The sequence below is a fragment of the Bacillus sp. CGMCC 1.16607 genome (assembly GCF_042683745.1).
Taxonomy (GTDB): domain Bacteria; phylum Bacillota; class Bacilli; order Bacillales; family Cytobacillaceae; genus Pseudoneobacillus.
The window spans coordinates 204,757-230,143 of record NZ_JBHUJX010000036.1 but is presented as its reverse complement, the minus strand read 5'-3'; the positions used below and the strand labels follow the sequence as shown (position 1 = coordinate 230,143).

Genomic DNA, 25,387 nt, shown 5'->3' with positions numbered 1-25,387 from the left:
TACATATTTTTTTCACATCATTTAAGAGGGGGATTCTTTCATTGGGTAGTGAGTTTCTAGTAGGGTTGATAGAAATTATTTTAATTAATATTGTATTAAGCGGGGATAATGCGGTTGTAATCGCCCTTGCCTGTCGGAATTTAGATGTGAAATATCGCAAGAAGGCTGTATTTTTAGGTAGCTTTGGAGCAATCGCACTTCGTGTCATTTTAACCTTTGTAGCAGTTTATTTATTACAAATTCCTTTTTTAAATTTTATTGGCGGGATTCTTCTTTTGTGGATTGCTATTAAATTATTAAAGGGTGAAGACGACGAAAACATTGAAGCAAGCTCGAATTTAATGGGGGCTATCAAAACGATTATCTTTGCTGACTTGATCATGAGTCTAGATAATGTCGTTGCGGTTGCAGGGGCAGCTGAAGGAAATATGGTGCTCATTCTTATCGGACTAGCTATTAGTATTCCGTTAATTATTTGGGGAAGTCAAATTTTAATGGCGATTATGGAAAAATTCCCAATCATTGTTATACTTGGAGCGGGATTATTAGGGTATACAGCCGGAGAAATGATGTTAAGCGATAAAGCGATCGGGCATTATTTTGAACAGCTCGACCATAGCTTTCATTTTATCTTGCCTATTATTTTGGCTGCTTTTGTTATCATTGTTGGTAAGTTTAGTGGAAATTCGAAAGATCGAGTTCAGCATAATTAATAGGAAAGCCATTGATGTGAAGGATGCATCAATGGCTTTATTTTTGTTTAGGATACTATAAAATACTCGGATGTGGATAACTTCTTAACTTGTATAGTCTACGTCCAGCTCCAACGCCTTAGCCCCTCGAGGTCAAATGGCGCCCCAAAGATGAGGTTAAAGAGCGAACCTCCTCTTTGGGACGGCATTTGCTTGTCGGGGCTGATCAAGGCGCTTGCGCTTTTGTTAATGTTTTACATCTAATAAAACTTTGCCAACACTTTGTCTGCTTTCAATTAATTTATGGGCAGATACCGCATCTTGCAATGGAAAGTGATGTCCAATTTTAATATGTAAATGACCATCTGCTAACAGTTGAAGCACTTGCTTTGCTGTCTCCTGCAATAAATGAGGACGCTCTTTTCTAGTCGTACCTAAGCTGAATCCGAGGACGGAGCGGCAGCTTGAATGTAAATCGTTTGTTTTAAAGTTGCCTGCTTTCCCACTAGAGTTTCCGAAGTGCACCAATCGACCGTATGGGGCAAGACAGTCAAGACTTTTTTCTGATACCCATCCAGCGATCGAATCTAGAATGATATTAACTCCTTTACCATCCGTATATTCATTGACCTTTTGAGCAAAATCCTCTGTTTCATAACAAATCACTTGATCCGCCCCAGCCTCTAAAGCTACAGAAGATTTACTTTCACTTCCCACGGTCCCAATCACTTTACTCGCACCTAGAATTTTTGCTAATTGGATGGCTGTTGTTCCTACTCCTCCAGCTGCTGAGTGGACTAAAACGGTTTCTCCCTTTTCAATTCGTGCAATATCTACCAGAAGTTTATAGGAAAGAAACGAAACCGTCGGACAAGCTGCTGCTGTTTGAAAATCTAAACGGTCTGGAATGGAAAAAGTAAGGTTTTCCTCCGCTACAACATATTCTGCATAGGAACCGGCAGAAGGGAATGCAATGACACGTTGCCCCACTTTAAATGATTGAACCTCAGAACCAACACTTTCTATCACACCTGCAGCATCTAATCCAGGAATAAACGGTAATTTACCTCCTTTTTTTCCGTAACGCGATTTAATATCTGCAAAATTTACACTTGCTTTTTCGACCTTAATTAAAACTTGCTTTGAATTTATTACTGGAATTTCTATATCTGTATATTTAAGTACTTCAGGTTGACCAAACTCTGTTACGATAATGGCTTTCAATTTTTTTCCTCCTATTCATTCAATATCTATTATTTTATTTGAATAGGTCCATAAGTGGAATAATGAAAAAATTATGAAAGTATATAAGAAATTATTATCGTTAGGTAATTGTGGAAATGACTAAGGAGGAATAAGCCTGTTAGAAATGTAAAGATGTGAAAAGTACCAGAATATATATATGTAAATGGTCAAGGTATAATGTTTTTAGGCTATGTTTGTTCCTGGAGGGAGAGCAAAATGAAAAAAATAAAATATTGGAGTATAGCGGCGCTAATTGGATTGCTGATTGGTGTATCATTTTGGTGGGTATCAACTGAGATGAAAGACCGAAAAGACCCGTTGAATAAATCAGACGCATTTGTTTACAGTAATAACGCTATGCTTTATTGGTTTGAACTAAAGAGTCAGAAAGGGAAAGTGAAGGGGATACTTCACGAACAGAAACTCATGGATGGAATGGGGGAAAACCCTATATTAAAGAAAAAGAATTCCCGCTGACTGGAGTAACGACTGAAAAGGGGTATGAGTTTAAGGTAAATTACGGTGGAAACATCATGAAGTTTGACGCGTGGTTTTCTGGTCCACATTTATTAGTACAAAAACAAGGGAAAAAGACTTCAATTATTACAATCCTGTTGATCAGGAAGAACTTGATGGATATGTAGAATCGTTACTAAACTATCACACAGAAGAAATAGAAAATAACCGATTAAGGAAATTTTTCAATGATCTACGTAAAGTTTATGGATATCTTCATACCTCAGATGACGGTTCGTACCAGTTTTTTATCAAGATTGATGAAGTCTTACTAGATGGCGGAGGATTGACAGGATCCCTTCTCATGATGGCTGACACAGAGAATAAAAACAACCCGTACGAAGAAACCAGATATGTTTTGAATGGAGGAACAGACGGACACATGGTGGAGTTCTTCACCACGGTAAACGGAAAAAAAACAAAATTAAAAGGCAATTTTCACGAAAGTGCCACTGGTTTCGATCTTTCCTTTTGGGCGACCAATCGAAAACTGTTATTTCATGCTGTAACTGAAGAAGAATATAAACAAAAATACGAGGAATTTAAAACGAAGGCACAATCGTTTTAAAGTGAGAAGGGCTTCCACTTATTTAACTAAGGGGGCTTTACTTCAAGAAGGAGTAAAGCCTTTTTAATTTCAAAAATAGATATTGCGCAGTGTGGATTTGGTTAAATTCCCCAATAAGGAACGTAAACTCTTAAGTCATTCTATCACTCTAATCTAGCATTCTATTGAAAAGTAATTTTTACTGAGTATCCTAGGGTGCCAAAAAACTCTTTGAGCACTTTTTCAGCATTGTTTTCGGCTGTTTGTAATAGCCCTATTTCAACGGCTTCTTTTTCGATTTCCTTTTGCGCTTCTGCGGCAATATCAAACCCTTCAGCCCATTCTACTTTTCCGCGAAAAAGTCCTTCGTCCGAAAACGTCCGCACCTTGTCCATTTGAATGGCCGGTTTTTGTATGAAAGTCGCATGAGGCAGAATCATTTCTAATTCCTTTGCTTCATCATCTATTTTAATATTGTCTGAGGTAATCTCTTTAAGATTCACGCCTGCAATGACCGTGGCTGGGACAACCAATAATAACTCCCGTTTCGTACCAGGGATATTCAATTGAATGTCTTTTCCAAATAGCTTATTGTCCTGTTGTTCGATAATCGTCTTCACATGGGCTTCAGCGGTTGCAAGGGTCGCTAATTCCTGAACTTGTTCTACAAATGTCGTGCTTTCCTTTTTGAAAGTACTTCCTGAAAAGAACCAAAGAATACTAGAAATAACTACTGCCAATACTAGGGCAACTAAAATCAGTTTCAAATTCCAATATTTTAAAAAAAGCTTAAATCGTGTACCAGATCGATGGGGCATGGAAGCTGCTTGTCCACCAAGTGCAATCGTAGCAGCACTTTCTCTTTTTGCTTTTTCAATTTCCATCCGAGCCTGATCCTTTTTATTCAAAGTGAATCATCCCCCTTTAATCAACTTCATTATAAATCATTGACACCATTCGACAAATCCTTTTGAAAAAAAGACCACTACCGTAATGGTGGTAGTGATCAGAACACGACCAGTTATTCTAACCCCTCAATGACAATGTCTTTTGCAGGTAGAAAATCTTCATTAGTATCGAAGTAGACAATGTTTACTTTATCTCCCTCTCTTAAATAGATCGCCATTGGATCATTTTCTGAAGAGATGACGTAGCTTTGGCGATTGTCTAGAAGAAAGGACACAGTAGTGTAATCTCCAGACTTTTCTTTATAGACTCTAATCACAGTTCCACTTATTTGTTTTTCCTCCGCTTTGGAGCTGCCGTCTACTTTCCCTCCGCCTTTTTGCAGGGCAATTTTATATTGCTTTAAAGCGTCATTTGGAGTTGCTCCGTAAACGGATATTTCTGGATTGGCAGCTGAAACGATAAAGTAGTTTTGTAAAAAGCCGTTTGAATCAAGCACTGGCGTTAACCAACTAGCCTCACCATAGAAATTATAAAGAACGGGCATTTCGCCATACCATTTCTTTTCAATGAATTTCTTTTCGATAATTTGTAATGCGCCTTGTGAATCCATATAGGATTCTTCTAGGTTACCAGTATAGTAGGTTGCTTCTCCCGTTCTTGAGTTTGTCAGAGAGTAACCAAGCATGGAATCCACGCCTTCTTTAGGGCTTGTGAAATCGGTGAAATAATACATATCTCCGTTTTCATCAAAGATGGGGCTTACATTCGCTTCCGTTCCTTCATCAGAAGGGAGCTTTACATCCGATTTACTGAACTTGCTATTCCAAAAACCGTGAACGTAGTTTCCATAATAGCTGTTTTGCAAACTGACCACTTCAGGTGAGACGGCACCATCAATAAATTCTGGTGTTTCTGATAAAGGGTACGCTTCCGTTCCACCATTCTTTGAGTCTACTACCACTACACCTTTAACAGAAAATCCGTTACGAGCCGAAATAAATTCACCAAAGGAACGGATGTAATAAGGTTTTCCATCATCATCAATCTCTAATTGTACGTCTCCATAGAATATTGTTTTCGGATATTGCATACGAATATGCCGTTCAATATTTTTATTGAAAAATGAAGATGGTGTGTAGACCATATCTGCCTTTATAAATTTCGGATTGGCGGACGAATCCGTCGCACTTAACGTAAAGTAGCCAGGGGTCTTTTCGCCGCGCCACCATTTGAAAACACTGGAAAATTCGACAGGTGCGATATAGACGTATTCCCCGTTCACCTTTTGAATTTGTAGATTTCCTAGTTCGTAAAAGCTTGTATTAGGAACTTGCCCAAATGCCTTTTTCATTTTATTTCGAGCAAACTTAGGTGGAACACTTGCAGGTGTTTCTCTTTCATCAAAGGATTTGATTTCAACTTTTTCTTCCATTTTGGCTATTTCATATTTTTCATCTGCATTAAAAACAAAAGCGGTAAGGAAATATCCCCCTACAATCAAACTTCCAAGGAAGAGAAAGGATTTAATGAATCTTTCCTTCCCAGAAGAAAGAACAGCTCCCGCAGCGGTAATGATTATAGCTAATATCCATAAGGAAGATAAGTTTCTATCTAGATTAGTAAAGTAATAATAGGTTAATACTGTTGCTACTAACAGCACTACCGAAGCAATTAAGGCTCCAAGTTTCGGTTGTTTGCCACTTTTTTTATAAATAGGTAAAAGGATCAGTGCGGCGCCTAGTCCAAAAATAAGTGAAAAAAGAAAAATATTCCCCATAACAGTCCCCTTTCAAACTAGTTCTATCTAATCATACGGATTGCCTAACGGAAAAGATTCAAGAAATTTTTGGGACGTGGGTGGTGGTGGGACAGGGGGACAGGAACCTTGTCCTATCTTCAAAAAAGCATTAGTCTGGGACAATAAACCTATCCCCCAGTCCCACAAATTTTTTTATAAAAGTACTTTTCAAACGTAACAGTGTTATGTTACATTAAAAAACAGAAAATCAAATAAGGAAATGGGAAAGGAATACATGGAGATGAAAACAAAACAGAGTAATTTAAAGCTAGTATTAGCTGGACTCCTACTTAGTATATTAATGGCGTCAATGGATAATACCATTGTTGCCACAGCTATGGGGACCATCGTTGGGCAGTTAGGTGGTTTAGATAAGTTTGTTTGGGTCACATCTGCTTATATGGTAGCCGAAATGGCTGGTATGCCTATTTTCGGGAAATTATCCGATATGTTCGGGCGTAAAAGGTTTTTTATATTTGGCTTGATCGTGTTCTTATTAGGATCCATTTTATGTGGAACGGCGGATAGTATTATTGAGCTAAGTATTTACCGAGCTATTCAAGGGATTGGCGGTGGTGCATTGATTCCGATTGCATTCACGATTATGTTTGATACTGTTCCAGTTGAACAAAGAGGTAAACTAGGCGGATTATTCGGGGCTGTCTTTGGTTTATCCAGCATTTTCGGTCCATTATTAGGTGCCTATATTACGGATTACATTAGTTGGCATTGGATATTTTATGTAAATATTCCACTAGGATTACTAGCTTTAATCTTTATCGTTGGTTTTTACAAAGAATCACCTGTCCATACGAAACAAAAAATTGACTGGTGGGGTGCCATTACACTCGTTGGTGCTGTAGTAAGTGTGATGTTTGCACTTGAGCTTGGTGGTAATAAATACGATTGGAATTCAGGAGAGATCCAAGGGCTGTTTACTATATTTGTTATCCTGTCTATTGCCTTTATTTTGATTGAGAGAAGAGTAGAAGATCCAATCATATCGTTTCCGATGTTTAAGAATCGGTTATTTACTTCTGTCAATGCATTAGGGCTGTTGAGTGGAATGGCGTTTATTACCGCTTCTGTCTACATTCCTATTTATATTCAAGGTGTTCTTGGTGGAACAGCAACCAATTCCGGACTAGTCCTTCTTCCGATGATGCTAGGCTCCGTTGTTTCAGCAACCGGAGGCGGTTTCTTAATGAACAAATGGAGCTACCGCAAAATAATGATCATCTTCACCATCATTTTTGTGATCGGAATGATTCTTTTAACAACATTAACACCAGAAACAAGTCGTTTCCTAGTTACCCTTTATATGATTGTTACAGGACTTGGAATAGGTGCATCGTTTTCCGTTATTAGTAACGCGGCGATTCACCATTTTCATCCTTCACAGCGAGGCTCTGTGAATTCAACCGTTTCATTTGTCCGTTCACTTGGTATGACACTTGGAATTACCGTTTTTGGAATAATTCAACGGAATGAATTTTCAGCCAAACTGAAAGACCTTTTCGCAGGGATGGGTGAAGGGTTTGGTGGAATGCAAAGCAGTGATCCAAGAGCTCTTCTTGCTCCGGAAGCTCGTGCGCAAATTCCTGGACCTATTTTGGATAAAATTACGGCCTTTCTTTCTTCATCCATCACGTATACATTTATGTGGGCGCTCATTCCGGCCGTTTTAGCGATGATTGCTGCGATGATGATGAGTAAGGAAAAATTAAGTGCATCCTTTGAACACCAGCAGGCAGTGAAAGACAAATAGAATTCATTTTAAGGCTAATTCCAGACCGTTTATTTAGCGGTGGGGGATTGGCCTATTTTTACAAGGTAAGTAAGTATAACTTTTTCGTACTTCGAAAATTGTCCAGCGCAAGCGTCCTAGCCCCGACGTACAGGATGTACTAGTGTCGACAATGCGACAGGACGTCGCGCCCTTGTCGACCTCGAGGTCAAATGTTCGCCACCCAAAAAGTCAAAGAACGACTTTCCGGGTGGCGAAGCATTTGCTTGTCGGGGCTAATCAAGGCGCTTCCGCTTTTCTTATTAAAGGATTTTCAAGTCTTTTGTATAAATAATAAGAAAGGGTGATGAGAGATGAGAATCGGAAAGTTTGGGGAAGTAAATGAATTAAGTATTGATACGATTCGGCACTATATGGATTTGGGATTGGTTGTACCTGAGAAAAAGGGTGGGCATTACTTTTTTGATGAGCGTTGTCAGAAGGATTTAGAATTTGTCTTGGAGTTTAAAAGAATGGGCTTTAGCTTAAATGAGATAAAGGTCATCTCTCATTACAAAAACTTTGGAGTTTTAACGCAATATGAGGAGAATGCCTACTATCAATCGCTATTTAAGGAGAAATATAAAAAGATTGATGAAGAAATGAACCATTTAGTTGGGATAAAAGACAAGCTGAAGCGAAAATTGGATGATTTATCGACGAAATCGAAAGGATTGAATGGTAGCATAGGGGTCGATTTGAGAATCATAGATTTGCTGAAATGTTTAAAATGCGGGAAATCGCTCACTTTACAGGATGGGATTATTAGTAGAAATCAAATTATGGAAGGAAAGCTAGCTTGTGAATGTGGGGAAGCATATATCATTGAATCTGGGATATTAATTGTAGACAAGCCTGACCAGGTAAATGTGGATGATCCTCTTGAAAATCGAATTCTCGAATATATTCATGAAACAGATTCTGCTTATTTGGAGAATCTGAATAGCGGGCTTCATTGGTCGAAAAGGAAACTGTCAGAGTATCCATTGGAAAATAAAATCATACTTGAATTAGGGTCAGGTCTTGGATTTTTCCTGCGTAATATTTATCAGGATTTACCGGATAATTGCCTGTATATTGCGGTGGATCGCAGCATAGAGCGACATCTTTTTTTGAAAAGTTTGCTTGAAAAGTCGGGTTTAAATCGAAAAATCCTTTTTATATGTGCAGACTTTCTTGATATACCAATTCAGAACCAATGTATCGATATGGTGCTCGACCTTTCTGGGACGAGTAATTACAGCTTTGAGCATGAGGAATTTTTGCTTCGTGAAGTCGACCCTCTAATAAAACAAGACAGCTTCTTACTGGCATCCTTTATTGCCTTTAAAAATTTCAGTCATCATAGCAAAGTAGAGGCAAAATATAGGGGCAATTTTACCGTCAATAAGATTAAGACAAACATTGAAGATTTAAAGTATAGGCCAATTGAGGATAGAACTTCTGAAATGATTGATAAAGGTGGAAGGTATGAAAATTTCTTTGTCCAAGGAGAAGAAATTTATACCTATTCATATTTCGGGAAAAGGTAGGGTTAACCCTATCTTTTCCCCTATTTTTTCGAAAAATTAATGGATTGACCCTATTGATGTCGGGTTCACCCGATTGCTTACGCTTATATTAGAAAGTTAATGTGAGGTGGAAAGTAATGGGTACATTACAAATGGAGAGTAAAAATCGCGGTGAAATGAAAAACCTTTTTCTCTATTCAGCGGGAAAGACGGTATCGATATTTGGTACGGCAATTTATAGTTTTTCCTTAGGGTTATACGTATTAAAGTTGACGGGTTCAGCGTTAAGCTTTGCGATTACTCTTATCTTGGGAATTATTCCAATGATCATTATCAATCCGTTTGCAGGAGTGATCGCGGATAAACTGAATAAAAAAACCTTGGTTGTCTCGATGGATTTACTTAATGGAATCCTGCTTATTTCTGTCTATGTGATAAGTAGTGTTTATGAATTGAACTTGATCATTATTTATACCACAACTTTTTTGATGACGGTTTTTACAACCTTCTTTGGAGTAGGGTTGGAAGCGGCGAAGCCCAATATTGTGTCTGAGAAAATGTTGATGAATATCAATTCCGTTAGTAAGATTATTGATTCTGTTTCTTCAATCATGGGCCCGATGTTAGGGGGGATTGCGTTTGTTATCTTCGATATAAAAACGTTTATTATAATAAACGGTATATCCTTCATTGTTTCCGGGTTATCAATGATGTTAATAGATTTCAAGCTTTACAATCATCAATCAAATGAAGTGGCCATAGGTGGTAAGATTCATTTTATTAAAGATATAAAAGAGGGGTTTCAGTATTTATTAGAAAGAAAAAGTATTATTAATTTATTTATCGTGTTAATTTCCTTAAACTTCTTTCTCGGATTTGCTGTAACGATTCCATTACCATATATTATCAATACCGTTTTGGAACTAGGGTCAAAAGAGTTTGGAATTATCCAAGGAGCTTTCCCAGTTGGGATGATTTTGGGTGCTCTTGTAGTAAAGAAGGTGACAGAGAAGCTGTCCTATACTACTCTCTTAAAATATATAAGTTTATCATTATCCATTTTGATGATTTTCCTAGGGGTTCCAGTTATGTTAGAAGGCTTCCTGCTTGGTGCCCTCTATTATGTCATCTTTTACAGTACCGTCATGTTCCTTTTTGGAGTTGCTGTAGCGTTTATTGATATACCAATTGCCTATTTTATGCAAATAGAGATTCCAGATGAATATAGAGGAAGAGTCTTAAGCATCGGGATCAGCATCGGAAAAATCATGCTTCCCTTAGCAATGGTCGTGTCAGGTGTGCTATTAACCTTCATTCCTTCCTACGTCATGCCTGTTGCCGGAGGAATATTATTTCTTCTCTTTAATATGCGCTCTTCTAAAAAAATGAAAGTCGAGCTGACGGCAGAAAAATCATTTAGTTAATGTGAGCTGGCGAAAAAGAGAAGTTTACCTGCGGATGAGAGTGGAATACTTGCGCGAAAGAGAAGTTTACCTGCGGATGAGAGTGGAATACTTGCGCGAAAGAGAGGTTTACTTGCGGTTGGGAGTGGAATACTTGCGCGAAAGAGAGGTTTACTTGCGGATGAGAGTGGAATACTTGCGCGAAAGAGAAGTTTACCTGCGGATGGGAGTGGAATACTTGCGCGAAAGAGAAGTTTACTTGCGGATAAGCGCAAAATACTTGCCTATAAGCACCGAGTACTCTCGAATTAGCACTCGTGCCGTCATATTATCCTACATTAAAAGGGGACTTTCCACATTACAGGAAAGACCCCTTTTAATCTATTATTTCCGATGCATTTTAAATTCTAAAAACAACTCATTATAGTAGGCTAAGTTCTTTTTACCTAGATTTTCGTATACCTCTAGTTTTTCCGTTAATGCTGGGGATGGATAGAAGCGTTCATCATTTACCATATCCTCTGGCATGTATTTTAAAGCTTCCTTGTTAGGTGTTGAGTAGCTTACGTATTCTGTATTTTGTGCGGCAATCTTAGGATCGAGCATGAAATTAATGAATTGATGGGCAGCTTCGATATTTTTTGCTGTTTTTGGAATAACCATATTATCAAACCAAAGGTTGGAGCCCTCTTCTGGGACTACATACTCCAAATCCTCATTCTCGTACATAATTTCCGATGCGACGCCCGACCATACAAGACCAATCGAGGCTTCTTGATTTTCTAGAAGCATCCGACTTTCATCCCCGACAATGGCTTTTATATTGGGTGTGAGGGAATCCAATTTATTCTTCGCTTCTCTTAAATGTTTTTTATTAATATCATTTAAAGAGTAGCCTAGGCTATTTAACCCCATTCCGATGACTTCCCTAGCACCGTCTATTAACAGAATTTCATTTTTAAAATCTGGATCCCAAAGATCATTCCAACCCTTAATTTCTTTACCATTCAGCATTTTTTTATTATAGACAATCCCAACTGTTCCCCAAAAATAAGGCACAGAATATTTATTTTCTGGGTCAAAAGGAAGATCCATAAATCGCTCATCGATATTTTTTAAGTTTGGAAGTTTAGAATGGTCCAAAGGAACGAGCAATTTTTCCTGACGCATTTTATCAATCATATATTCAGATGGAACGGCAATATCATAGGTTGTTCCACCTTGCTCAATTTTCGTCATCATTGCCTCATTGGAATCAAAGGTTTCATAAATGACTTTAATTCCTGTTTCTTCTTCAAAGCGATCAACTAAATCGGCATCGATGTAGTCGCCCCAATTGTAAATCGTTAAAGTATTGCCGCTGGAATAGCCTTGTGAAGCGTTTAATCTAGAAATAGCAAACAGCAGTACGGCAGAAATCAAGATTATAGCTAAAAATACTCGGATCAATTTGGCCATTTTCTATATCCCGCCCTTCTTCAGCTTGTTCCGTTGCGTGATAAAGTAATAAACGACAACAAGGATCAAAGTAAATAGGAATAACAGGGTGGATAAAGCGTTAATATTTAAGGCAATTCCACGACGGGCTAGAGAGTAAATTTCGACAGAAAGCGTCGAGAACCCGTTACCAGTTACAAAAAATGTCACAGCAAAATCATCTAATGAGTAAGTTAACGCCATAAAGAAACCCGCAAAAATACCAGGTGTAATATAGGGAAAAACAACTTTGGTCAGTACGTCAAGGCGGCTCGCTCCAAGATCACGGGCAGCATCAATTAAAGTAGGGCTCATCTCCATTAATTTAGGCAGTACCATTAACACGACAATCGGTACGCAAAAGGCAATATGGGATAATAACACCGAGTAAAATCCTAATTTAATTCCAGCCATCGTGAACAAAATTAAAAACGATGCACCAATGATAACATCAGGACTGACAATGAGAACATTATTTAAAGATAATAATGTGTTCTTTGTTTGTCTTTTTTTAACCGCTTGAATCCCTAAAGCGCCAAGCACACCAATGGTTGTGGAAATGAGCGCTGATAATAAAGCTACGACTAGCGTATTCAATACAATAATCAGGAGCCTTGTATCATGAAAGAGTTCTTTGTACCAGTCTAAGGTGAACCCTTTGAAATCATTCATTGTCCCACCGCTGTTAAAAGAGTAGAACACTAAGAAGAAAATAGGTGTATACAGGATTAAAAAAATGATCAATAAAAAAAGCTTTGATAATGGCGTTATTTTTTTATCCACATTACACACCTCGCTTTCGATTACTCGTTACGATCATAATAAGGAACATAATGATGATTAAAAACACAGCAATGGTCGAACCCATGCCCCAGTCTTGTGTAACAAGAAAATGCTGTTCAATTGCTGTCCCAAGGGTAATGACTCGATTCCCAGCAATTAATCGGGTTAGCATGAACAGGGAAAGTGCCGGGATAAAGACCACTTGGCAGCCTGACTTCACCCCGTCGATCGTCAATGGGAAGATGATTCGACGAAAGGTTGTCCATTTAGATGCCCCTAAATCATTCGCAGCATCCAACAAAGTTGGATTCAATTCGTTTAATGAATTGAAAATGGGCAAAATCATGAACGGAATAAAAATATAGACGGAAACAAAAATAAAACTGAAATCAGTGAATAATATTTGCTTGGACCCGATGCCGATCACTTCTAAAAAACTGTTCGCTACACCGTAAGTGCCGAAGATGCCAAGAAAAGCGTAGGCTTTTAACAGTAAATTAATCCACGATGGGACAATAATTAATAAAAGCCAAAGATGCTTATGCTTTGTTTTTGTTAATAAATAGGCTGTTGGATAAGCAACAATCAACGAAATAGCCGTAATTAAAAAGGCATACCAAAATGAATTAAAGGTCATTTTTAAGTACACAGGCGTGAAAAACTTTTGATAATTGGCAAGCGATAAATGTCCTTCAATATCAAAGAAAGAATAATAGAGTACGAGAATAATCGGTGCAATGACAAAAAGAACAATCCAGAGCGCATAAGGAACCATATACAAATTGCGCGTAAGCTTATTTTCCATGGCCTTCTCCAATCGAATACGCTTCTAATCGTCGATCGAATTCTTCCTCTGTCTCATCAAAACGCATAACATGAATCGCTTCGGGATCAAAATAAAGTCCAATCTCATCACCGACCGTCGCTTTTTTAGTAGAATGAACAAGCCACTCATTTCCGTCTTGATCATAGCTGCTGATTTCATAATGGACTCCTCGGAATAACTGCGAATCTACACGGACTTGAAGTTTTCCGCGTTCCAAAGAGGTGATTTCCAAATCCTCTGGACGAATGACAATTTCTACTGGTTCATTCGGGTTTAACCCTTTATCCACACAATCAAAAGGTTTACCGACAAATTCCACTAAATAGTCTTCGATCATTCTTCCTTTTACAATATTCGATTCACCGATAAAATCAGCTACAAATCGGTTGATAGGCTCGTCATATATATCAATTGGTGTCCCACTTTGCTGGATTTTTCCTTTGTTTAATACAAAAATTTCATCAGACATTGCCAAGGCTTCTTCTTGATCATGGGTGACAAAGATGAACGTAATTCCAAGTCGGCGCTGCAACTCACGAAGCTCATATTGCATTTCGGTGCGCAGCTTCAAATCCAAAGCGGACAAGGGCTCATCCAGAAGAATGACCTCAGGCTCGTTGACAATTGCTCGAGCAATGGCAACACGCTGACGTTGACCGCCAGACATTTCTCTAATTTCACGAGTTTCATAGCCTTCGAGATTTACAAAGCTCAGAGCTTCCTTTACCTTCTTTTCTATTTCAGTCTTCTTCATTTTTTTAATACGCAGTCCGAAAGCGACATTTTCAAACACATTTAAATGTGGAAAAAGCGCGTAATCTTGAAAAACAGTATTTACCTGGCGTTTATTGGCAGGCACATCATTGATCTTTTTCCCGTTAAAATAAATTTCTCCTTCAGATGCTTCTGTAAAACCAGCAATTAAACGTAATATCGTTGTTTTACCACATCCAGAGGGGCCGAGCAGTGTGTAAAATTTCCCACGCTCAATCTCAAAGCTAACATGATCCAGAACAGCTGGGTCATTATCATATTGTTTGGTTACATTCTTAAATTGAATAATTGTCGAATTTGTCAAAGAATCTCAACCTCCTCATATGTAAAGAGTAATATATTTCCTAAAGATATTCTAGCTTAAGAGAAATATTTGGTAATAAAAAAGTGTATATCTACTCAATATAGCGATCAGACATTTTTCCATTGTGCGCAGAAAGGTAGTTTTTCTTAATAAAATAATAAATCAGCAGAGTAATGAGTTGTGAAGCCAAGTAAAATAAAAAGGAATATCCAAAATTCCATCCATGATACTTATAAACATGAAAGTAAACAGCAAGGGCTTCGTAAAGTGTACCTATAATTGACCAAACAAGTATATATAAACTAATATATAACCCCTTAACTTCCCATTTTTCAAAAAAATATATAAAGAGATAGGCAAACGGACTATACAAAATAAAAGTGATTAGTTCAAAGATCTCGTAATTTGAGGAATCATTAATATCGTAAAAATTCACTGGTGGGATGCCTAAAAGGAAATCTGAAAACATGGCAATTCCAATTCCGATGAAGAAAAAAGTAATGGATAAAGTTGTTGGAAATCGACGTGGAAGAAAAAGAACGAAAAGAAAAACGATACACAATGAAATGATTAAGAACCATTCATTTTCATCAAAATGTTGAGGTAATAATTTATTCAAATCAAACCATCCTTTCTTGCAAAATGTCTGATCAGTTTATGAATTAAGAATGAAAAGAGGACAACGGATGACCAGTTGGCAAAGGAATACCCAAATTTCCACTTTTCACTAAAGTGAATAATCTTAAACAAGTCAGTTAAATATTCAATACCGACAAGGATAGAGATTGTTCCTAACCAGTACAATATTTTTTTCCAAGTCTCTTCAAAAGTAGGCGTTTGTTCAAGAAAAAGCATAATCACTATCGGAACAATAACACTTCGTACACTAATATAAGCCCAATGATTCTGTAAATTAGTCGGAAGTGTGAGTAATTTTAGATTAATGCCTGTTAGCCAAATATAGTTATTTTGAAGGGAAAGAATGAAACCCCAAAGTATAATGCATTCGAATAAATGGATCTTTCTTTTAGTAACTGAGAAGGAAATAAGAAAAAGAATAGATATACTGCCGAAAATAATAAGTGCCATAGTTCCTCCTTAGACCTGAGCAATTAACTTATGTTTTCAATATCCTAATTAGTTTGTTTAAAAAAATAAATATGCATTCGCTATATTGATATAAAAAATAAAGGCGTGATTTCCATAATGGAATTCACGCCAAACTATTAATGCAATAATACTTTCCATTTATCCTTCACTTCATAATATCTAGTTACCGAAAGAAGATGTAACGTCAATTCCTCAGGAACTTCATCGATGTCGTTGGAAGCAATAGTTTGGGTCGTTATATAGCGACCATTTTTATCTTTTTCATCGAGAACCGAACCACTATGGTAGGTAGAATAGCTTTTTCCTTTTTTATCTACTAAGATCCAAATTCCAAATTCGCTGGAAGGAACTTCTTTACCGCCTTCCATTTCAATAACGAAGGACGTTTCCTTTTCGATTGGGAACAGAGCTTTTCGAAGTCCCCATTTCGTTTGTTTTTCTGCCTCTTTAATGGTCATGTAATTCCCTTCGTATTCAAATGATACGGGATGATCCTTTAATTCCTTAGGCTTAAAAGTCACCTCGAAATCGGAAGGTACTGTTTTGACCACTCCGTCTAGGACGAATGTAAGTTCCTCTTGGCTTTTTTGTGGAATAAAGGAGTCGTTCCAAGCCATATGACCTAAAGGACCAAGATTTCTACCACTACCTTGGATTGCACCTGAATCGGTTGTATGGCCTCTGTCTTCCGTAAAGGTATTATGTTGATAGAGGGCCTTACCGTCTTTATTTTCGATATGGTACTGAATGTTTGTGCCGAAATTTGTATAGGTTAGAAAATGCTTTTTGCCAAATTTCTTCTCAAGCATTTGGATTTTTTCACTCAAACGTGCCTCCTCTTCTTTCGTGAAGGATGTTTCATAAATAATTTCACTAGCAGAAGGAGCGAAACGAACTTCTTTTAAGTTGATGTTCATTCCATGCTCTGAAGCAACCGCATTGATTGGTTTTTTCGTTGTGGCCTTCAAACTTTCTCTTAAATCGACGGGGACCTCTAGCTGCCAGTTCCCCTTCTTCTTATCTAATTCCGTAAAATGGAATTTCACAATCATTTCTTCTATGTTTGGATGCTCATTTAATGGAAACTCAAATAAACCAATTTTACCGCCTGAGCTTGACCAGCCCATACTACCTAATTCAAGCTTCTTTCCTAGCTTATCTGTAACGACAATTTCAGAGGTCCCATCTCTCATTTCGAACATAGGATTTTGACTTTTGCCGTTTTCATCGAGAATTTGAAAAGAAAAAGCAACTCGAGAAGGGTCTGCGACCATATCTTCAATTTTAAAAGTAATTCCGTTGTCTGTTACTTCACGATTCACACTTTGCGTAAAGCCCGCCTCATTGGCAATTTGTAATCCTTCATCGACGCGGTCTGTTCCGAACAATCCGCCGATCCACTGGGCAAAGGCTGGACTTAAGGAAGCACTTAATCCAACGGCCAACACAAATCCTGCTGCCGGTAAAAGTACGCGTTTCCAGCGAAACTTTTTCGAACGACTGACTTTTTGCTCATATGGTTCTAGCTGCTCGATCACAAGTGAAGCAAAATGATCAGGCAAGGTTGGTGTTTGTAATGTTTCAATTAAGAAACGTTGTTCCTCCTTGAAAGCTGCTACTATGGCCTTACATTCCTCGCAGTTTATTAAATGTCCATTGATTTCAAGCTGTTCTTGTTCTGATACTAATTCATCCACATATTGTGAAAGTTTATCGGTTTCCCAACACTTCATTGAAATAGCCTCCTTCACGTTTGACAGTCTCCCGCATTTTTTTCTTTGCTCGGTGAAGTTTATTCCGAACGGTCGAAATCGGGAGGTCCACTAATTCACTTATCTCGTCATAGCTTAATTCATTTACATATCGTAAAAGAATAATTATTCGCTCATCCTCAGGTAATGTAGCAATTAATCGTTCGAGCTGTCTGTTTTTTTCTTTTTTCAAAAAAATAACTTCAGGATAATTGGAATTTACGAGCGTTTCATCGGTCATTTCCTCTTTTTTGATTTGGTTCGACTTCTTTCGAAACTCATCCATACAATGATTGATCGTGACACGAAATAACCAGCTAGCAAATGATCCTGTAGCATCATATTTTCCAAGCTGATGGTATACCTTAATAAAAGATTCCTGCACTAAATCTTGTGCATCCTGTGGATTTTTGGTCATCCGTAACACGGATGCATATACTTGATTTTTATATTTATTAATGATGTGTGCGTATGCTTGTTTATTTCCAGCTAACACTTCTTGGATCCATTGGATTTCCTCTTGCATAATGCCCTCCAGTCTTAAAACGATCATGCGCATGTCTCGTTTGGGTGATTCGTATAATATAACGGGTTTATGTTTCAAATCATTTCACTTTATTAAAATTTTTTTGTAAGGATGTTTTGCATCTCTATCATCATTGTAACTCTAATGAAAATGGAAAGAATGAAATTTCCCATCTCTATTGAATGTTATGTAGGCATACAGGGAAAACCAACTATGTAGTGATGTGTCAACGTCTGAAAGGGGGCATGTGAAAATGGATAATCAAAAGTACATCTGGGAAAATTTTTATGGCCCAAACATGGGCTATATTTATGATGCATACGAGAAATATAAGGAGGACCCTAATTTAGTAGATCCATCCATCCAAGCTTTATTTGAAAAATTAGGTCCGCCTCCAGAGAACGAAATAGAAACTCCATCCACCATTCCGGTACAGCTGACAAATAATCGAAACCTGATTTCAGGGATGAAACTGTTAGAAAATATCCGCACATATGGACATTTGGCAGCTAATATTTATCCGTTCGAGCAAGATTCCACAGGGGATACGAGTTTTTTAGACCTAGGAGCATATAAGCTTACGAAAGAGGATTTGCTACAAATTCCAGTTCAGTGGATATGGCAAGATGCACCAGCTTCGATCCAAAATGGCTGGGAAGCCTATCAACATTTAAGGGACGTCTATACAAAAACGATTGCCTATGAATTTGGCCATATTCATGACGTGGAAGAGAGGAAATGGCTGAATAAATACGTGGAAAATGACTTGATTGATCTAACTCTATCGAAGGAAGAGAGAATTGAATTATTCGTTCGCTTGCTACAAGTAGACACGTTTGAGAAATTTTTACACAAAACCTTCGTCGGTCAAAAAAGATTTTCCATTGAAGGAATCGATATGTTAGTTCCAATGCTAGATAAAGTGATTCAAGCTGGCTGTGAAGATGGGATAGACAATTTGATGATAGGGATGGCTCATCGTGGACGTTTAAATGTGTTGGCACATGTACTGGGGAAGCCATATAAACTTATTTTCTCTGAATTTCATCACGCGCCAAATAAAGATTTAGTTCCCTCCGAAGGTTCAAGGGGAATTAATTATGGCTGGTCTGGTGATGTGAAATATCATTTAGGAGCAGAACGTGAAGTAAAAGGAGAAAGGGAACATACCATTCATATAAGTCTTGCGAATAACCCGAGTCATTTAGAGTTTGTTAATCCCGTTGTACAAGGGATCACTCGTGCTTCACAAGAGGATAGTACGAAAGCGGGTTTTCCAAATCAAGATAAGCAAAAATCATTTAGTATTTTGATTCATGGGGATGCTGCGTTTCCAGGTGAAGGGGTAGTAGCAGAAACGTTAAATTTAAGTAATTTAAAAGGCTATGAAACAGGTGGAACCATTCATATCATTGCCAATAATCTGTTAGGATTTACCACAAACAATACGGATTCTCGTTCGACAAAATATGCTAGTGATGTGGCTAAAGGTTATGAAATTCCGATTATTCATGTGAATGCTGATGATCCAGAAAGCTGCTTGGCTGTCATGATATTCGCTTTTCGATATCGTCAAAAATTTAAGAAAGATATTCTTGTTGATTTGATCGGATATCGACGCTTTGGACACAATGAGATGGATGATCCTCAAGTCACACAGCCTCATTTATATCGAAAGATTAATGAGCACCCGACCATCGCGAAAAAGTATGCAAATGAATTGATTTCTGGAAATGTTTTAACGGAAGAGGAAGTGAACAAAAAAAGTGAGGAACGCATGAGTGAACTCCAAACGATTTTTGACCAATTAACGGCAGGGGAAGAAGAACCTGTTCCTGTTCCAAAGCCCATTTCTCCTGAGATTCCGGAAATTGACACGAATGTTTCTCTTGATTTATTACAATCCATCAATCGTAATTTGTTAAATTGGCCAGGGAATTTTAAAGTGAATCCGAAATTAGAGCGAATTTTAAAAAGAAGAGAGACGGCATTTGCGGAAGGGAATAAGGTGGATTGGGCTTTAGCCGAAGCGCTTGCTTTTTCCTCTTTATTAGCTGATGGAAAGCCAGTCCGTCTAACCGGGCAGGATAGTGAACGTGGAACATTTGCCCACCGCCATCTAGTTCTACATGATTATGAAACGAATGAAAGGTATGTTCCATTACACCACTTTCCTGAGGCGAAAGCTTCATTTTCTATCTATAATAGCCCTTTATCTGAGACGGCTGTTCTTGGCTATGAATATGGTTATAGTATTCAAAAGCCAGATGCCCTTGTCCTTTGGGAAGCCCAATTTGGTGATTTTGTGAATGTGGCCCAGGTGATCATTGATCAATTTATTTCAGCAGGTCGAGTAAAATGGGGACAAAAATCAAGTCTTGTTATGCTTCTTCCACATGGTTATGAAGGGCAAGGTCCAGAGCATTCGAGTGGTCGAATGGAACGTTTCCTCCAATCGGCAGCAGAAGGCAATTGGATCGTTGCCAATGTAACGAGTGCTGCGCAATATTTTCATCTTTTAAGAAGGCAAGCATTCCTTTCTGACACGGATGAAGGACGTCCACTCATTATTCTGACACCGAAAAGCTTGCTCCGTCATCCATATACAGGTTCCCCTAGCTCAGAATTAAGTAATGGTACGTTTAAACCTTTATTAGAACAAACAGGAACGGGAGCCGAAACAGATAAAGTAAAGCGACTTATTTTATGCAGTGGAAAAGTGGCAATTGATTTAGCTTCTAAAATTGATGAGATGACTAGTGAAGAAGTAGAGTCATTACATATCGCTCGAGTGGAACAGCTTTATCCATTTCCGAAAAGGGAAGTGCAGGAGTTAATTGAACGCTTTCCAAATCTGAGTGAGATGATATGGGTTCAAGAGGAACCGAAAAATATGGGAGCATGGCCAGTCATCCACACCTATCTCGCGGAAGTGAGATTGGAGCGATTATCGGTTCAATATATTGGTCGACCAAAACGAGCAAGTACCGCAACAGGTGATCCGCAATTCCATAAACAAGAACAAACGTGGATTATCCAAGAAGCGTTAAATGTGAATAAAGGTGGGATATAAAGTGATTGAGATTAAAGTGCCTGAACTTGCTGAATCAATTACAGAAGGAACAATTGCGGGATGGATGAAAAAAGTTGGGGAGTATGTTCAAAAGGGTGAACCACTTGTTGAGCTTGAAACCGATAAAGTAAATGTAGAAATAAATAGTGATTATAGTGGGACTATTAAAGAATTTCTCTTTCAGCCAGGAGATAATGTGGAAGTCGGTCAAGTGATTGCAAGGATTGATGAAAAAGGGGTTGAAGGAGGTGGAGGTACAGCAAGTCTGGAAGTGGAGTCTGCCCAGCAGCAAAAGCAAGAAGGGGGAAAACAAGAACCAGAGACTAAGCCTTCTATTGCCGTTCCGGAAAAGCCAAAACAAAATCAACCAGTAGCTTCACCCGCCGCCAGAAAAAAAGCAAGAGAATTAGGAATCGGATTAAATGAAATTCCATACCAGGATCCACTTGGTAGAATTCGGGTGGATGGTGTAGAAGCTTACAAGCAATCTCTGGTAACGACTCCACAAAAACCAGCTAATGTAGAAAAACCATTGTCTCCACTAGCGAATGAGAAGGAAGAATTGATTGAAAGAATCAAAATGTCAAGACGTCGCCAAACGATTGCTAAAAGGCTGGTAGAGGCACAGCATACAGCTGCCATGCTGACCACCTTTAATGAAATTGATATGTCCGCAGTCATGGATGTACGTAACCGCCGTAAAGATTCTTTTTTGCAAAAGCATGGGGTAAAACTCGGATTCATGTCCTTTTTTACAAAAGCAGTTATTGGAGCGTTAAAAGCCTTTCCATTAGTAAATGCGGAAATCCAAGGGATTGAAATTGTTTTAAAGAAGTTTTATGACATCGGAATTGCTGTTTCCACAGACGATGGATTAGTTGTCCCGGTCGTCCGTAATGCCGATCGCCTAAGCTTTGCTGGAATTGAAAGAGAGATTGGGGTTTTGTCACAAAAAGCTAGAACGAACTCGCTAGGATTAAATGATTTACAGGGTGGAACCTTTACGATAACAAATGGTGGAACCTTTGGATCCTTGTACTCTACTCCTATTTTGAACGCACCCCAGGTCGGTATTTTAGGTATGCATAAAATTCAAAAACGACCAGTTGTCGTTGATGATAAGGATACGGTTGAAGTTAGACCGATGATGTATGTAGCCCTTTCCTATGACCATCGAATCATCGATGGAAAGGATGCCGTTCAATTTTTAGTTAAGGTTAAAGAATTGTTAGAAAACCCAGAGGACTTATTATTAGAGGGATAGAACGATATAGCCATTTAAAGAACAGACTTTAGGGTCTGTTTTTTGTATGTTATAATATTCTGAAAAAAGGGGGCGTAAATAATGGAAGAAAAGGTTTTGAAGGCAATCCAGGATGATTATTCAGATGATTTTGCCTGGTGCTACGGGTGTGGTCGATTAAACGAAGAAGGCCATCACTTCCGAACGGGCTGGCAAGGTGAACAAACCGTTTCTATTTATCAGCCTTTACAAAAGCATACCGCGATTCCTGGTTTTGTATATGGTGGGGTGATTGCCTCGTTTATTGATTGTCATGGGACAGGATCGGCATCATTGGCTTTACATCGAAAAAATGGCCATGAACCTGGGGATGGAACAGAGCCTCCACGGTTTGTGACGGCTTCTTTAAACGTTGACTTTGTTAAGCCTACTCCTCAAGGTATTGCTCTAAAAGCGGTTGGGACTGTTCATGAAATTCATCCGAAGAAGTGGAAAGTAGAAACAGAGGTTTATTCGGGTGAAACACTTTGTGCACGTGGAGTAGTTGTTGCGGTAGTCATGCCTAGTACCTTTATAGCTAAATAAGTTGACGTAAAAAAGCAGGGCAATCCCCCGCTTTTTACGTTCTCTCGCTTAATGATTCGTTAAATTTTTTTAATAATTGTCCAAAATTGTGGCGTTCTTCGTCAGACCATTGATGAAGTAATTTTGTAATACTTTCTAATCTAGCTTGCTTATATTCAAATAACTCCTCTATTCCTAATTCTGTGATTTGATAGAAATAGGCTCTTCGATCTTGTGGGTCAGGAACTTTGTATACATAGCCCTTTTGTTCAAGCGCTGCTGCTTGTCTACTTACAGTTGAAATATCTAATTGGAATTCATCGGCTAACATTTTAACTCCTGCTGAACCTTTTACCGATAATTGATGTAACAAAAGATAGGCGGATCTGTCTAAATTTTTATTATCTGATGTAATGGATGTGAGACGACGAACGAGGATGGCCATTTCCAACTCAATTGTTTCAAGAGAATGTTCATTCATTACTTTCCCCACCTTTCTACTAACTTCATCTAAGAACTATGATAACCCATCTAAAGCTTTGTTTGTCAATGAACACATCTGGTTTTATTGGAATATAATTGTATTATGCAATTAAATGCTTGTATGATACAATCATATTAATCGATTGTATGATAAATGATAAATATATGGGGGGAATGAGTATGAAAGCACATGAATTCATGAATACCCAAGTGTATAAGGTGAAGGAACAAGATACTGTTCGTTCTGTAATTGAAAAGTTTATTGAATACCGCATCAGTGGACTTCCGGTCGTTAATGATCGAAATGAAATCATTGCTTACATTAGTGACGGTGATATTTTACGTTATATCGGCAAGCATAAGGACCTTGTCATTGACTCTTTTTATTATATGAGTGTGATTAGTGGAGACTTTGAAGAGTTTGATGATCGAGCAAAAAGAATTCTTGATTTGAATGTGCTAACGATTGCAACGAAGAAAGTAATTACGGTTCCTAGTAATGAAGAAGTGGAAAACATTGCTGCTATTTTAGGGAATAAACGGATTAAGAAATTGCCAGTTGCCCGAAATGGTGTATTAGTCGGGATTATAAGCCGAGGTGATGTCATACGCCATACGTTTAAATCAATCCTTTAATGGATTCCTCAATTGAATAGGAGTGTAGAATGTTATGTCATCTTTTTCGGAAAAAAGTACAAGTGTAAAGACAATATCCATTCAAGAAGAGAGCAGTCTGTTGAAACAACCAAAGGCAGTTTGGGCGGTTTTCTTCGCTAGTATTATCGCTTTCATGGGCATTGGTCTTGTTGACCCGATTTTACCAGCCATTGCTGAAAAATTGCAGGCCTCTCATAGTGAGGTAACATTGCTATTTACTAGTTATAATGCAGTCATGGCGGTAGCTATGCTAATCACTGGTTTAGTTTCATCTAGACTTGGGATTAAATGGACCTTGCTGGTGGGGATCGTCATCATAGCGATTTTCTCAGGATTGGGAGGGTTATCCAATGATATATGGACCCTTGTTGGATTGCGAGGAGGATGGGGATTAGGAAATGCTCTATTTGTGGCGACAGCTTTAGCAGCCATAGTGTCTTTATCCGATAGCGGAACAGCAAAAGCGATTATTTTATATGAAGCAGCGGTAGGACTTGGGATTTCCGTTGGGCCATTGCTTGGGGGGTGGCTAGGCGCCATGTCATGGCGAGGGCCATTTTTAGGAGTGGCAACCTTAATGATTATTGCTTTTATAGGCCTATTTATTTTAATGCCAAAAACCAATCAACAAAGTGCTTCAAAATCGAAAACATCCTTATTAGATCCATTTCGGGCTTTAAAGCATCGATCCCTTCTAGTGTTGGGGATTGCAGCGGCACTTTATAACTTTGGGTTCTTTACCTTGTTGGCATACGCTCCCTTTGTTATGGGGTTAGATGAACATGGTTTAGGCTTTGTGTTCCTAGGTTGGGGTATATTATTGGCAATTACTTCAGTATTCATGGCACCCAAACTTCAACAATGGTTTGGAACGATTAAATCCATGTGTATGATGTTGAGCTTATTTGCCTTACTACTAGTCGCAATGGGACTTTGGACATCTACACAATGGGTGATTATCGTTGCGGTTATTGCTGCTGGAGCCTTATTAGGGAATAATAATACATTAATTACTACCGCTGTCATGAATGCGACAACGGTCGAACGATCTACCGCATCGGCAGCATACAGCTTCCTACGCTTCTTAGGGGGTGCCGTAGCACCATTTTTGGCAGGGAAGTTAGCTGAAATTTTCAACCCGCATATTCCATTTTTTGTGGGTGCAGGGTTTGTCCTTGTTTCAGTGCTTTTCATCTGGTTCAATCAGAAACATTTAAAGCATGTCGATCATGCTGCACATTAGAAACAAGGGGTAGCCCTTGTTTTTTTGTCTAGTAGATTTATATAGAAAGTTCTAATTTGCTAATTTTTAAAGAATAATTTACCAGATTTTGAAGGATATACGGAAAAACGGCCTGCTGATATAATAGTTCCAAAGTCTTAAGTTGAAAGTTTGTTAATCGGTAACTA

23 protein-coding genes are annotated in these 25,387 nt (G+C 38.3%); 11 read left to right on the top strand and 12 right to left on the bottom strand.

Annotated elements, in window-relative coordinates; genetic code table 11:
* Positions 1-41: 41 nt before the first annotated feature.
* Positions 42-713, top strand: coding sequence for a TerC family protein (locus ACFSO7_RS23540; RefSeq protein ID WP_377879904.1), 672 nt, complete (start codon positions 42-44; stop codon positions 711-713).
* A 225-nt stretch (positions 714-938) separates the two neighbouring features.
* Here ACFSO7_RS23540 and ACFSO7_RS23535 read toward each other — a convergent pair whose 3' ends face one another.
* Positions 939-1,916 carry a quinone oxidoreductase family protein gene (locus tag ACFSO7_RS23535; protein ID WP_377879903.1) on the bottom strand — a complete coding sequence of 326 codons (978 nt, stop codon included), beginning with the start codon at positions 1,914-1,916 and terminating at the stop codon, positions 939-941.
* 237 nt (positions 1,917-2,153) lie between these two features.
* Here ACFSO7_RS23535 and ACFSO7_RS23530 point away from each other — a divergent pair, with 237 nt between their 5' ends.
* Both ACFSO7_RS23530 and ACFSO7_RS23525 read left to right on the top strand, forming a co-directional pair.
* Positions 2,154-2,414 (top strand): hypothetical protein, encoded by a 261-nt coding sequence (locus tag ACFSO7_RS23530; protein WP_377879902.1) that lies wholly within the window; start codon positions 2,154-2,156, stop codon positions 2,412-2,414.
* 70 nt (positions 2,415-2,484) lie between these two features.
* Positions 2,485-3,021 (top strand): hypothetical protein, encoded by a 537-nt coding sequence (locus ACFSO7_RS23525; RefSeq protein ID WP_377879901.1) that lies wholly within the window; start codon positions 2,485-2,487, stop codon positions 3,019-3,021.
* A 161-nt stretch (positions 3,022-3,182) separates the two neighbouring features.
* Here ACFSO7_RS23525 and ACFSO7_RS23520 read toward each other — a convergent pair whose 3' ends face one another.
* Both ACFSO7_RS23520 and ACFSO7_RS23515 read right to left on the bottom strand, forming a co-directional pair.
* Positions 3,183-3,908 (bottom strand): DUF4230 domain-containing protein, encoded by a 726-nt coding sequence (locus tag ACFSO7_RS23520; RefSeq protein ID WP_377879900.1) that lies wholly within the window; start codon positions 3,906-3,908, stop codon positions 3,183-3,185.
* A 113-nt stretch (positions 3,909-4,021) separates the two neighbouring features.
* On the bottom strand, positions 4,022-5,686 hold the full coding sequence (locus ACFSO7_RS23515) for a hypothetical protein (protein WP_377879899.1): 1,665 nt from the start codon (positions 5,684-5,686) through the stop codon (positions 4,022-4,024).
* A gap of 262 nt (positions 5,687-5,948) precedes the next feature.
* On the opposite strand from ACFSO7_RS23515, the gene ACFSO7_RS23510 reads away from it, so the two are divergent.
* The 3 genes from ACFSO7_RS23510 (at position 5,949) to ACFSO7_RS23500 (ending at position 10,428) form a co-directional block, all read left to right on the top strand.
* The gene (locus ACFSO7_RS23510) at positions 5,949-7,475 is read left to right on the top strand and encodes an MDR family MFS transporter (protein WP_377879898.1); all 1,527 of its coding nucleotides are present in this window, start codon (positions 5,949-5,951) and stop codon (positions 7,473-7,475) included.
* 332 nt (positions 7,476-7,807) lie between these two features.
* Positions 7,808-9,025 carry a MerR family transcriptional regulator gene (locus tag ACFSO7_RS23505; protein ID WP_377879897.1) on the top strand — a complete coding sequence of 406 codons (1,218 nt, stop codon included), beginning with the start codon at positions 7,808-7,810 and terminating at the stop codon, positions 9,023-9,025.
* 116 nt (positions 9,026-9,141) lie between these two features.
* Positions 9,142-10,428, top strand: a complete 1,287-nt coding sequence (locus tag ACFSO7_RS23500) for an MFS transporter (protein WP_377879896.1) — start codon at positions 9,142-9,144, stop codon at positions 10,426-10,428.
* Between the two features lie 363 nt (positions 10,429-10,791).
* Here the strand turns inward: ACFSO7_RS23500 and ACFSO7_RS23495 are convergent, their stop codons facing one another.
* From ACFSO7_RS23495 to ACFSO7_RS23460, 8 genes are all read right to left on the bottom strand, one after another.
* Positions 10,792-11,865 carry an ABC transporter substrate-binding protein gene (locus ACFSO7_RS23495; RefSeq protein WP_377879895.1) on the bottom strand — a complete coding sequence of 358 codons (1,074 nt, stop codon included), beginning with the start codon at positions 11,863-11,865 and terminating at the stop codon, positions 10,792-10,794.
* Positions 11,866-11,868: 3 nt separating this feature from the next.
* Positions 11,869-12,666, bottom strand: coding sequence for an ABC transporter permease (locus ACFSO7_RS23490; RefSeq protein ID WP_377879894.1), 798 nt, complete (start codon positions 12,664-12,666; stop codon positions 11,869-11,871).
* A 1-nt stretch (position 12,667) separates the two neighbouring features.
* Positions 12,668-13,471: an ABC transporter permease gene (locus tag ACFSO7_RS23485; RefSeq protein WP_377879893.1), complete on the bottom strand. Its 804-nt coding sequence runs from the start codon at positions 13,469-13,471 to the stop codon at positions 12,668-12,670.
* Complete coding sequence (locus ACFSO7_RS23480; protein WP_377879892.1) at positions 13,461-14,570, bottom strand: ABC transporter ATP-binding protein; 1,110 nt, start codon at positions 14,568-14,570, stop codon at positions 13,461-13,463. Before ACFSO7_RS23480 ends, ACFSO7_RS23485 begins: the two co-directional genes overlap by 11 nt.
* A 91-nt stretch (positions 14,571-14,661) precedes the next feature.
* On the bottom strand, positions 14,662-15,189 hold the full coding sequence (locus ACFSO7_RS23475; protein ID WP_377879891.1) for a hypothetical protein: 528 nt from the start codon (positions 15,187-15,189) through the stop codon (positions 14,662-14,664).
* The gene (locus ACFSO7_RS23470; RefSeq protein ID WP_377879890.1) at positions 15,186-15,659 is read right to left on the bottom strand and encodes a CBO0543 family protein; all 474 of its coding nucleotides are present in this window, start codon (positions 15,657-15,659) and stop codon (positions 15,186-15,188) included. Before ACFSO7_RS23470 ends, ACFSO7_RS23475 begins: the two co-directional genes overlap by 4 nt.
* Before the next feature lie 137 nt (positions 15,660-15,796).
* Positions 15,797-17,413, bottom strand: coding sequence for a DUF4179 domain-containing protein (locus tag ACFSO7_RS23465; protein WP_377879889.1), 1,617 nt, complete (start codon positions 17,411-17,413; stop codon positions 15,797-15,799).
* Positions 17,391-17,957, bottom strand: a complete 567-nt coding sequence (locus ACFSO7_RS23460; protein ID WP_377879888.1) for an RNA polymerase sigma factor — start codon at positions 17,955-17,957, stop codon at positions 17,391-17,393. Before ACFSO7_RS23460 ends, ACFSO7_RS23465 begins: the two co-directional genes overlap by 23 nt.
* A 253-nt stretch (positions 17,958-18,210) precedes the next feature.
* Here ACFSO7_RS23460 and ACFSO7_RS23455 point away from each other — a divergent pair, with 253 nt between their 5' ends.
* From ACFSO7_RS23455 to ACFSO7_RS23445, 3 genes are all read left to right on the top strand, one after another.
* On the top strand, positions 18,211-21,030 hold the full coding sequence (locus ACFSO7_RS23455; RefSeq protein ID WP_377879887.1) for a 2-oxoglutarate dehydrogenase E1 component: 2,820 nt from the start codon (positions 18,211-18,213) through the stop codon (positions 21,028-21,030).
* Position 21,031: 1 nt separating this feature from the next.
* Entirely contained in the window at positions 21,032-22,294 is a 1,263-nt protein-coding gene (odhB, locus tag ACFSO7_RS23450; protein ID WP_377879886.1) for a 2-oxoglutarate dehydrogenase complex dihydrolipoyllysine-residue succinyltransferase, read from the top strand.
* 81 nt (positions 22,295-22,375) lie between these two features.
* On the top strand, positions 22,376-22,858 hold the full coding sequence (locus ACFSO7_RS23445; RefSeq protein ID WP_377879885.1) for a PaaI family thioesterase: 483 nt from the start codon (positions 22,376-22,378) through the stop codon (positions 22,856-22,858).
* Positions 22,859-22,892: 34 nt separating this feature from the next.
* On the opposite strand, the gene ACFSO7_RS23440 is transcribed toward ACFSO7_RS23445, so the two are convergent.
* Entirely contained in the window at positions 22,893-23,318 is a 426-nt protein-coding gene (locus ACFSO7_RS23440) for a MarR family winged helix-turn-helix transcriptional regulator (protein ID WP_377879884.1), read from the bottom strand.
* 182 nt (positions 23,319-23,500) lie between these two features.
* Between ACFSO7_RS23440 and ACFSO7_RS23435 the strand changes: the two genes are divergently transcribed.
* Entirely contained in the window at positions 23,501-23,956 is a 456-nt protein-coding gene (locus ACFSO7_RS23435; protein WP_377879883.1) for a CBS domain-containing protein, read from the top strand.
* 34 nt (positions 23,957-23,990) lie between these two features.
* On the top strand, positions 23,991-25,220 hold the full coding sequence (locus ACFSO7_RS23430; RefSeq protein ID WP_377879882.1) for an MFS transporter: 1,230 nt from the start codon (positions 23,991-23,993) through the stop codon (positions 25,218-25,220).
* Positions 25,221-25,387 lie beyond the last annotated feature (167 nt).

Excerpts from the sequence above, each read along its gene's own strand:
- ACFSO7_RS23495 (WP_377879895.1), bottom strand. The coding sequence starts at position 11,865 with ATGGCCAAATTGATCCGAGTATTTTTAGCTATAATCTTGATTTCTGCC.
- ACFSO7_RS23505 (WP_377879897.1), top strand. The coding sequence starts at position 7,808 with ATGAGAATCGGAAAGTTTGGGGAAGTAAATGAATTAAGTATTGATACG.
- ACFSO7_RS23430 (WP_377879882.1), top strand. The coding sequence starts at position 23,991 with ATGTCATCTTTTTCGGAAAAAAGTACAAGTGTAAAGACAATATCCATT.
- ACFSO7_RS23445 (WP_377879885.1), top strand. The coding sequence starts at position 22,376 with ATGGAAGAAAAGGTTTTGAAGGCAATCCAGGATGATTATTCAGATGAT.
- ACFSO7_RS23455 (WP_377879887.1), top strand. The coding sequence starts at position 18,211 with ATGGATAATCAAAAGTACATCTGGGAAAATTTTTATGGCCCAAACATG.
- ACFSO7_RS23500 (WP_377879896.1), top strand. The coding sequence starts at position 9,142 with ATGGGTACATTACAAATGGAGAGTAAAAATCGCGGTGAAATGAAAAAC.
- ACFSO7_RS23470 (WP_377879890.1), bottom strand. The coding sequence starts at position 15,659 with ATGGCACTTATTATTTTCGGCAGTATATCTATTCTTTTTCTTATTTCC.
- ACFSO7_RS23485 (WP_377879893.1), bottom strand. The coding sequence starts at position 13,471 with ATGGAAAATAAGCTTACGCGCAATTTGTATATGGTTCCTTATGCGCTC.
- ACFSO7_RS23530 (WP_377879902.1), top strand. The coding sequence starts at position 2,154 with ATGAAAAAAATAAAATATTGGAGTATAGCGGCGCTAATTGGATTGCTG.
- ACFSO7_RS23515 (WP_377879899.1), bottom strand. The coding sequence starts at position 5,686 with ATGGGGAATATTTTTCTTTTTTCACTTATTTTTGGACTAGGCGCCGCA.
- ACFSO7_RS23435 (WP_377879883.1), top strand. The coding sequence starts at position 23,501 with ATGAAAGCACATGAATTCATGAATACCCAAGTGTATAAGGTGAAGGAA.
- ACFSO7_RS23465 (WP_377879889.1), bottom strand. The coding sequence starts at position 17,413 with ATGAAGTGTTGGGAAACCGATAAACTTTCACAATATGTGGATGAATTA.
- ACFSO7_RS23440 (WP_377879884.1), bottom strand. The coding sequence starts at position 23,318 with ATGAATGAACATTCTCTTGAAACAATTGAGTTGGAAATGGCCATCCTC.
- ACFSO7_RS23460 (WP_377879888.1), bottom strand. The coding sequence starts at position 17,957 with ATGCAAGAGGAAATCCAATGGATCCAAGAAGTGTTAGCTGGAAATAAA.
- ACFSO7_RS23510 (WP_377879898.1), top strand. The coding sequence starts at position 5,949 with ATGAAAACAAAACAGAGTAATTTAAAGCTAGTATTAGCTGGACTCCTA.